Origin of the sequence: Streptomyces sp. NPDC060028 (assembly GCF_042736725.1) — a bacterium.
Lineage (GTDB): Bacteria > Actinomycetota > Actinomycetes > Streptomycetales > Streptomycetaceae > Streptomyces.
In genome coordinates this window covers 22851-31121 of the sequence record NZ_JBHWVJ010000086.1, presented here as the reverse complement: position 1 = coordinate 31121, position 8271 = coordinate 22851, and the positions used below count along the sequence as shown (strand labels likewise).

9 protein-coding genes are annotated in these 8271 nt (G+C 70.7%); 6 read left to right on the top strand and 3 right to left on the bottom strand.

The annotated features are described in order from the left end of the window. Together ACFWBF_RS30825 and ACFWBF_RS30820 are read left to right on the top strand one after the other, a co-directional pair. A partial coding sequence (locus ACFWBF_RS30825) for an RDD family protein (RefSeq protein WP_385607655.1) occupies positions 1–597 on the top strand: 597 nt, incomplete at its 5' end. 58 nt (positions 598–655) lie between these two features. Next, positions 656–1384: an RDD family protein gene (locus ACFWBF_RS30820; RefSeq protein ID WP_385607653.1), complete on the top strand. Its 729-nt coding sequence runs from the start codon at positions 656–658 to the stop codon at positions 1382–1384. Between the two features lie 127 nt (positions 1385–1511). Here the strand turns inward: ACFWBF_RS30820 and ACFWBF_RS30815 are convergent, their stop codons facing one another. Then, positions 1512–1814 (bottom strand): hypothetical protein, encoded by a 303-nt coding sequence (locus tag ACFWBF_RS30815; protein ID WP_385607651.1) that lies wholly within the window; start codon positions 1812–1814, stop codon positions 1512–1514. A gap of 382 nt (positions 1815–2196) precedes the next feature. On the opposite strand from ACFWBF_RS30815, the gene ACFWBF_RS30810 reads away from it, so the two are divergent. Beyond that, a complete protein-coding gene (locus tag ACFWBF_RS30810) occupies positions 2197–4611 on the top strand; it encodes an immune inhibitor A domain-containing protein (protein WP_385607649.1) in 2415 nt (804 codons plus the stop codon). Positions 4612–4732: 121 nt separating this feature from the next. After that, complete coding sequence (locus ACFWBF_RS30805) at positions 4733–5038, top strand: hypothetical protein (RefSeq protein ID WP_385607648.1); 306 nt, start codon at positions 4733–4735, stop codon at positions 5036–5038. Positions 5039–5098: 60 nt separating this feature from the next. On the opposite strand, the gene ACFWBF_RS30800 is transcribed toward ACFWBF_RS30805, so the two are convergent. Continuing rightward, positions 5099–5689, bottom strand: coding sequence for an isochorismatase family protein (locus ACFWBF_RS30800; RefSeq protein ID WP_385607646.1), 591 nt, complete (start codon positions 5687–5689; stop codon positions 5099–5101). Between the two features lie 126 nt (positions 5690–5815). Then, positions 5816–7144 (bottom strand): nicotinate phosphoribosyltransferase, encoded by a 1329-nt coding sequence (locus ACFWBF_RS30795; RefSeq protein ID WP_385607644.1) that lies wholly within the window; start codon positions 7142–7144, stop codon positions 5816–5818. Positions 7145–7224: 80 nt separating this feature from the next. Between ACFWBF_RS30795 and clpS the strand changes: the two genes are divergently transcribed. Continuing rightward, positions 7225–7539 (top strand): ATP-dependent Clp protease adapter ClpS, encoded by a 315-nt coding sequence (gene clpS, locus ACFWBF_RS30790; protein ID WP_385236744.1) that lies wholly within the window; start codon positions 7225–7227, stop codon positions 7537–7539. Further along, a complete protein-coding gene (locus ACFWBF_RS30785; protein ID WP_385607642.1) occupies positions 7539–8153 on the top strand; it encodes a DUF2017 domain-containing protein in 615 nt (204 codons plus the stop codon). The genes clpS and ACFWBF_RS30785 overlap by 1 nt, the downstream gene beginning before the upstream one ends. Positions 8154–8271: the final 118 nt, after the last annotated feature.

Sequence of the window (8271 nt, the reverse complement as noted above, 5' to 3'; positions counted from 1 at the left end):
GCTGCCGCGCGGCCCGTCGCGGCCGCGGCCCCCGAGCCCGTGGAGCCCGCGCCCGCCGAGCCCGCCGCACCCGAGCCCGCCGCCCCCCGCCGTACCGAACGGGCCGTCTTCGAGCGGATGGCGGAGCGCGCCGTACGTCCCGCCGGGCTGGCGCGACGGGCCGCGGCCCGGCTCGTGGACTCCCTCGTGTTCGGCGCCGTCGCGGCGGGGGCCGCGCTGCCCCTCGTACCCGAGACGACCGCGCACCTCCAGGCCAAGGTGGACGCCGCCCGGCTGAGCGGACGGAGCACCACCGTGTGGCTGCTCGACGCCGCCGTGTGCGGCAGGCTCGCCCTGGTGCTGGGCGCCGTACTGCTCTTCGGAGTCCTGTACGAGGCCGTGCCCACCGCCCGTTGGGGCCGCACCCCGGGCAAGAAGCTGTTCGGCGTACGGGTCCTGGCCACCGCCACGCTGCGCCCGCCCACCTTCGGCGCGGCCCTGCGGCGCTGGCTGGTGTACGCCTTCCTCGGCCTCCCGGGCAGCCTGCGGTGCCTCGCGGACCGCCCCCGCCGCCAGGCCTGGCACGACAAGGCCGCCCGCACGTTCGTCTCCCGCTAGTGCCCCGAATGGACGCGGTCCCGTTGCGCGGACGGCGCGGCCGGGTTCGACTCGGGCCATGAGTACCGACCAGCCGCCGCCGGGCGAGCCGCCCGAGGAGGACCCGTTCCGCAAGAAGCCACAGGAACCGACGCCCCCGTCGGGCGGTTCGCCGTACGGCTCGCCGCCCCCCGGCGGCGGAGGTTTCCCGCCTCCGACTCCCCCGCACGGGGGCGGCGGCGGGGGATATCCGCCGCCGCCGCCGTACGGCGGCGGTGGTGACCCGTACGGCGGTGGTGGCGGCTACGGCATGCCCGATCCGCTCGCGGGCATGCCGCCGCTCGCCGACTTCGGCAAGCGGCTCGCCGCCCGCGTCATCGACGTGGTGATCGTCGCCGTCCCGCTGTTCCTGATCCAGCTGGCCGTCGGCACGAACCGCTACACCGTCGAGACGAACAAGGGCGAGGACGTCAGCGAGGTCATCACCAAGTCCTACAGCGGCAGCGGCCTGATCATGACCCTGATCTCGATCGCCGCGTACGTCGGCTACGACTGGTGGTTCACGAAGAAGAACGGGCAGACCCTCGGCAAGAAGTGGATGGGCCTGCGCGTCGCGATGCTCAACGACGGCAGCGCCCCGCCGTCCAACGCCGCGCTGGCCCGTGCCGCCGTGCTCTGGCTGCCGACGCTGATCTGCTGCTTCTGCCTGTGGCCGATCGCGCTGGTCGTCTCGATGCTCGTCGACAAGCCGTACAAGCAGGGCCTGCACGACAAGGTCGGCAAGACCGTGGTGGTCCGCGTCGCATAGGACCCGCACGGCGCAGCGCTCGGAGCGACGCGGGCGGCCTTCCCCACCGGGAGGCCGTCCGCGCCGCGTTGTGCGCGGCTCCGCACGCCGTTCCGTACGCCGCGTCGTGCGGCGGCGGCGCGCGCCGTCAGTGGTGGACGGGGTGTTCGGCCGCGGCCGTCCGGGGTTCGGGCACCCGGGCGGCCGTCGACGCGGTCGCGTCCGGGCCGGCGGGGGCGGCCGCGGGGCCCGTACGCCCCGCCGCGTGCCTTCCGCGCCGTCGTGGAAGGGGCACGGTGAGCGCGACGAGGAGCCCGAGCGCGAGCGCGGCCGCGGAGATGACCGCGACTCCGAGCCCGGTGCTCGTCTGCGAGAGCAGCAGCATGGCGATCGTCGACACGATGACGGTGGCGGACCCGTAGGCGAGCTGTGCGGCAGTCGGACGCGGCATGGCGATATCCGTCCTCAAGGCGGGAGGGGGAGTCGGCTCAACTTGGTCGCGCGTCAAGTGACTCTACGACGGTGGATGCCCGAGCGGAACTACCGGTAAGCGCGACCTAACCCACGGTGCCGGAGCATGGGGGGCGCACGGGGGTCATTCTCCGGTGATCCTCGAGGTCGGGAAGTACCGTTCGCCCCGTATGGCCGCGGAACGTCCGAATAGCGGAACTCCTTGCCCGCATAGTGCAGTTGTAAGGAACAAGTCAAGGTCTGTCTTTTCTTTCGACTCTCCGGTCAAATGTCGTCACTTGAGACGCGCGCCGCGCGGAACCCCCCGCTCCTATGGAGACGTTCCGACCTATGTCGCGGCCGCGGGAGGGGAACGACATCAAGTGACCGGCAATTCCGTGAGACGACGAGCGCTGCGTGCCACCGCAGTCGCCGTGACCCTGGCCGCCACGGCGGCCACCGGCGCCGCCTTCACCACCGCACAGGCCACCGTCGCGGGACAGACCCCCGCGCCGGCCGCCAACCACGAGGACCCGACCGCTCCCGCCAAGGAGAAGGTCGAGCACAACCTCAAGGGCCCGTTCAGCGACCAGCAGGCGCAGCAGCGCGAAGCCGCGCTGGAGCAGGTGCTGAGCGGCAAGAAGGGCGTCGAGCAGCGCGGTGCCTCGAAGGTCGTCAAGCTCGACGACAAGAAGTACGTCGAGCTCGGCCGCGAGAAGACCGACAAGATCTTCACGATCCTCGTCGAGTTCGGCGACCAGGTCGACAACACGACCATGTTCGACCCGGACGGCCCGACCGGCCCCAAGCCCCCGGCTCCCAAGTACGGTGGCACCCCCGGCCCGATGCACAACACCATCGCGCAGCCGGACCGCGCCACGAACAACAGCACCGCGTGGCGCAAGGACTTCAGCCGCGACTACTTCCAGGACCTGTACTTCGGTACCGGTCAGGGCAAGAACTCGCTGAAGACCTACTACGAGAAGACCTCCTCGGGTCGCTACTCGGTCGACGGCCAGGTCGCCGACTGGGTCAAGATCCCGAACAACGAGGCCCGTTACGGCTCGAACTACTGCGGCCAGACCAACTGCTCCAACGTGTGGGACACCGTCCGTGACGGCGTCACCGCGTGGGCGGAGGCCCAGAAGAAGGCCGGCAAGACCGACGCCGAGATCAAGGCGCAGCTGTCCCAGTACGACCAGTGGGACCGCAACGACTTCGACGGCGACGGCAACTTCAACGAGCCCGACGGCTACATCGACCACTTCCAGATCGTCCACGCGGGCGAGGACGAGTCGGCCGGCGGCGGCGTGCAGGGCACGAACGCCCTGTGGGCGCACCGCTGGTACGCCTACGGCACCGACGCGGGCAAGACCGGCCCGGCGAACAACAAGGCCGGCGGCACCCAGATCGGCGACACCGGCATCTGGGTCGGCGACTACACGATGCAGCCGGAGAACGGCGGCCTCGGCGTCTTCGCGCACGAGTACGGCCACGACCTCGGCCTGCCGGACCTCTACGACACCTCCGGTGGCGGCGAGAACTCGGTCGGCTTCTGGTCCCTGATGTCGGCGGGCTCCTGGCTCGGCAACGGCAAGGACTCCATAGGCGACCTCCCGGGCGACATGACTGCCTGGGACAAGCTCCAGCTGGGCTGGCTGAACTACGACACGGCCAAGGCCGCGACGAAGTCCACCCACAAGCTGGGCGTTTCGGCGTTCAACACCAAGGACAAGCAGGCGCTGGTCGTCGAGCTGCCCAAGAAGCAGGTCAAGACCGACATCGTCGCTCCCGCCGAGGGTTCCTCGCAGTGGTGGAGCAACATGGGTGACGACCTCAAGAACACCCTCACCCGGTCGCTCGACCTCACCGGCAAGTCCTCCGCGGCCCTGTCCCTCAAGGGCTGGTGGGACATCGAGGCGGACTACGACTTCCTCTACACCGAGGTGTCCACGGACGGCGGCGCCACCTGGACCGCGCTGGGCGGCACCGCCGACGGTGCGGCCATCCCGGCCGACGCCTCCGGCAGCCCTTCGCTGACCGGCGTCTCCGGCGCCTGGAAGTCGCTGAACTACCCGCTCGACGCCTACGCGGGCAAGAAGATCGACCTCCGCTTCCGCTACCAGACGGACGGCGGCGCGGGCGGCAAGGGCTTCACGGCCGACGCCGTCAACGTCACCGCGGACGGCTCCACCCTGTTCACCGACGGCGCCGAGAACGGCGACAACGGCTGGACCGGCAAGGGCTTCTCCCGCATCGGCGGTGGTTTCACCAAGGAGTACCCGCAGTACTACCTGGCCGAGAACCGCCGCTACGTCTCGTACGACTCGACCCTCAAGGTCGGCCCGTACAACTTCGGCTTCAGCAACACCAAGCCGAACTGGGTGGAGCACTACCCGTACCAGGACGGCCTGCTGATCTGGCTCTGGGACAAGTCCCAGAAGGACAACAACACCAGCCAGCACCCGGGCTCCGGTCTGATCCTTCCGATCGACGCCAACGCCAAGCCGATGAAGTGGTCGGACGGCACCCTGCTGCGGAACAAGATCCAGCCGTACGACGCTCCGTTCAGCGCGTACTCCACGGACGCGTTCACCCTGCACAAGAACGGCGAGGCGCTCTTCCTCAAGCCGAAGGCCGCCAACCTGGTCTTCGACGACCACAAGGGCAAGTACTACTACGACGAGAACCCGACCGGTTCGGTGAAGGTCGCTGACACCAACACCAAGATCAAGATCGTCAAGGAGCCGTACGACGGTCTCCAGATGACGGTCGAGGTCGGCCCCGCCGCGAAGTAGTCGATAAAATCGCAGGTCAAAGCATGATCGGCCGTCGCCCTCTAGCGGGCGGCGGCCGATCGCGTTTAGATGCGTGGTGCGAGTTCTTATTGACAGGGGAGACACGGGGGAGCTGAGGATCATGCCCGGTGGAGGTTTCGTGAGACTGCCCGGCGGCAACGTCGTGGTCGCGCTCACGCTGCCCAGACCGTCCGGCGAGGGCGGAAGCGTACGGGTTCTCGTACACGCCGCGAACCGCGCCCGCGCCCTGACCAGGCTGCGGAACCTCGGGATGCGGGCGGTGTACCTGCGCGGCAACGCCCAGCCGCCGAGCCCGGACGAGATCACCGCCGTCCTGCACCACCCGGACGGCCTGCTCTGGCGCTGCGCCCCGGACCGGGCGGAAGAGCTGTGGCACCCGATCCGGGCCCTGCTGGGGGGTGCCTAGAGCTGTGACCGGAGAGGCTCACCGCCGCGCGGCGCCCGGCAAGCCTCTCCGGCCGCGGCACTAGCCCTCGCGGCCGCTCAGGGTCACCCCGGCCGCGCGGAGCTCCTCCAGGGCCCGTGCGGCGCTCTGGGGGGCCACTGCCGCCGTCAGGTCCAGCAGTACGCGGGTGGTGAAGCCGGCGCGGGCCGCGTCCAGGGCCGTGGCCTTCACGCAGTGGTCGGTCGCGATGCCGACGACGTCGACCTCGCTCACGCCGCGCTCGCGCAGCCAGTCGGCCAGGCCCTGCCCGTTCTCGTCGGCCCCCTCGAAGCCGCTGTACGCGGCCTCGTACGCCCCCTTGTCGAAGACGGCGGCGACGGCCCCCGAGGCCACGGCCGGGGCGAAGTTCGGGTGGAACCCGACGCCCTCGGTCCCCGCGACGCAGTGCACCGGCCAGGAGGTCTCGTAGTCCGGCCGGGCCGGGGGGTGCGCGAAGTGCGACCCGGGGTCGATGTGGTGGTCGCGGGTGGCGACGACGTGCCGGTAGCCGGCGGTGGCCTGCCCGATGAGCTCGGTGACGGCGGCGGCGACGTCGGCCCCACCGGCGACCGCGAGGCTGCCGCCTTCGCAGAAGTCGTTCTGTACGTCGACGACGATCAGTGCGCGGTGCATGTCCGGTGCCCTTCGGCTCGTGGTGGTGTGCAGCGCCGTTGCCGGGGCTCTGCCCCCGGACCCCCGCGCCTCAAACTCCCCCCGGACTCCGTCCGGGGGGACCCCCGGACGGAGTCCGGATCTGCGCTACGCGTACTCCGTGGGGATCACGGCCTCGCCCCGCGAGAGCTGCGTCGCGGAGAGCGGAAGCCCGGCGAGGGCGGCGCGGTGCCGGTCCCGCGCGGCTTCCAGCGGCTCGCGCGCGACCACCTCGCCGCCCTTCACCAGCTCCACCAGCAGCTGCGCGTCGGCCAGCGTCGCCGGCACCGGCCCGGTACCGATCACCTCGGCCTGCGCCACTCCCTCGGCGTCCTGCCGCCGCGCCGCCCACTTCCGGCCGCCGATCGACGTCTTGCCGCCCGAGGACTTCTTCGCCACCGGCGCCAGCGGGGCCTTCGGGTCCGCCGAGACCGCCCGCGCCACCAGCTTGTAGACCATCGAGCACGTCGGGTGCCCGCTGCCGGTCACCAGCTGCGTGCCCACCCCGTACGCGTCCACCGGCGCCGCCGCCAGCGAGGCGATGGCGTACTCGTCCAGGTCCGAGGTGACCACGATCCTCGTGCCCGTCGCTCCCAGCTCGTCCAGCTGCTGCCGCACCCGGTGCGCGACCAGCAGCAGGTCACCGGAGTCGATGCGCACGGCCCCGAGGCCCTGCCCCGCGACCTCCACGGCCGTCCGTACCGCCTCCGCCACGTCGTACGTGTCCACCAGCAGGGTCGTCCCGCTGCCCAGGGAGGCCACCTGCGCCGTGAAGGCGTCCCGCTCGTTGTCGTGCACCAGGGTGAAGGCGTGGGCGCTCGTACCGACCGTGGGGATCCCGTACCGGAACCCGGCCGCCAGGTCCGACGTCGAGGTGAAGCCGCCGACGTACGCGGCCCGCGCCGAGGCCACGGCCGCCAGCTCGTGCGTGCGCCGCGCACCCATCTCGATCAGCGGCCGGCCGCCCGCCGCCGAGGACATCCGGGAGGCGGCCGCGGCGATCGCCGAGTCGTGGTTCAGGATCGACAGGATCACGGTCTCCAGCAGCACGCACTCGGCGAAGCTGCCCTCGACCCGCAGGATCGGCGAGCCCGGGAAGTAGACCTCGCCCTCCGGGTAGCCCCAGATGTCGCCCGAGAAGCGGTACGAGGCCAGCCAGTCGAGCGTGCGCATGTCGACGACGGCCCGCTCGCGCAGGAACTCCAGCACGGCGCTGTCGAAGCGGAAGTTCTCCACCGCGTCCAGCACGCGTCCGGTGCCCGCCACCACCCCGTAGCGCCGCCCTTCGGGCAGCCGCCGGGTGAAGACCTCGAAGACCGAGCGTCGGTCGGCGGTGCCGCTGGCCAGGGCGGCCTGCAGCATCGTGAGCTCGTAATGGTCCGTGAAGAGCGCTGTCGACGGCACGTCCACCGGCAGGCCCAGGTCCGCAGGGTTCATGTCACGGATGCTAGCGCACATCTCGTCAAACTGACGAGATGTAGGGCCCGTTTGTGCGACCGGACCGTCACGGTGGCAGCATGGGACAAGTGAGTGTTGCTCCCATTGAGATCGAACGCACCGAGTCGGCCGAAGAGACCTTCGCGGTCCCTGAACCCGACGTCCCCTGGGTGACCCTGGTGCACAACGACCCGGTCAACCTCATGAGCTACGTGACGTACGTGTTCCAGGCGTACTTCGGCTACCCCAAGGACAAGGCCACCAGGCTGATGATGGACGTCCACCACAAGGGTCGGGCGGTCGTGTCCAGCGGCAGCCGCGAGGAAATGGAGCGCGACGTGCAGGCCATGCACGGCTACGGCCTGTGGGCGACGCTGTCCCAGGACCGGAACTGATGGGCCGCTCCATGGGGACGTTCGAGGCGTTGAAGGGCGGCGGGGCCGCCGCCGCGCTGGACGAGATCGAGATCTCCATCCTGCGCTCCCTGGCCGTGCAACTGCTGGAGCTCATCGGCCCCGGTGCCCCCGAGCCCGCCGAGGACGCGGACCCGCTCGCCGTGCTGTTCGCCGAGGGGAACGAGGGGCCCACCGAGCCCCCGTCCGACCCCGCGCTGGCCCGGCTCTTCCCCGACGCGTACGGCGGCCCGGGCGCGGGGCCCAAGGACGACCCGCAGGAGCTGCTCGCCCGCTCGGCGGAGTTTCGCCGGTTCACCGAGAACGACCTGCGCACCCGCAAGCGGGAGGACGCGCTGGCCGTCGTGCGCAGCCTGGACGGGCTCATCCCGGCCGGCGACGGGGCGGCCGTGCTGGAGCTGACCGGCGAGCTCCCGCTGCGCTGGCTGGGGGCGCTGAACGACCTGCGGCTCACGCTCGCGGCCCGCCTGGACATCACCGAGGACGACGAGAGCGAGCTGCTCTTCCGGCTGCCGGACGACGATCCGCGCAAGCCGATGGTGATGGCGTACCTCTGGCTGGGTGGACTTCAGGAGAGCCTCATCGAAACGCTCTGAGACCTCTGGGAATCCTCAAGGGTGCGGAGTGTTCGCTCAGCGGACCCTCAAATCCAAATAACGATCAGATCACCGTCATGCGGTGATCTGATGCGTTTCTGGGTCTATGTCCTGAATT

Bases quoted from the DNA above. Each gene is read 5' to 3' on its own strand.
- ACFWBF_RS30815 (WP_385607651.1), bottom strand. From the start codon at position 1,814: ATGCCGCGTCCGACTGCCGCACAGCTCGCCTACGGGTCCGCCACCGTC.
- ACFWBF_RS30800 (WP_385607646.1), bottom strand. From the start codon at position 5,689: ATGCACCGCGCACTGATCGTCGTCGACGTACAGAACGACTTCTGCGAA.
- ACFWBF_RS30785 (WP_385607642.1), top strand. From the start codon at position 7,539: ATGGGCCGCTCCATGGGGACGTTCGAGGCGTTGAAGGGCGGCGGGGCC.
- ACFWBF_RS30795 (WP_385607644.1), bottom strand. From the start codon at position 7,144: ATGAACCCTGCGGACCTGGGCCTGCCGGTGGACGTGCCGTCGACAGCG.
- clpS (WP_385236744.1), top strand. From the start codon at position 7,225: ATGGGACAAGTGAGTGTTGCTCCCATTGAGATCGAACGCACCGAGTCG.
- ACFWBF_RS30820 (WP_385607653.1), top strand. From the start codon at position 656: ATGAGTACCGACCAGCCGCCGCCGGGCGAGCCGCCCGAGGAGGACCCG.
- ACFWBF_RS30805 (WP_385607648.1), top strand. From the start codon at position 4,733: ATGCCCGGTGGAGGTTTCGTGAGACTGCCCGGCGGCAACGTCGTGGTC.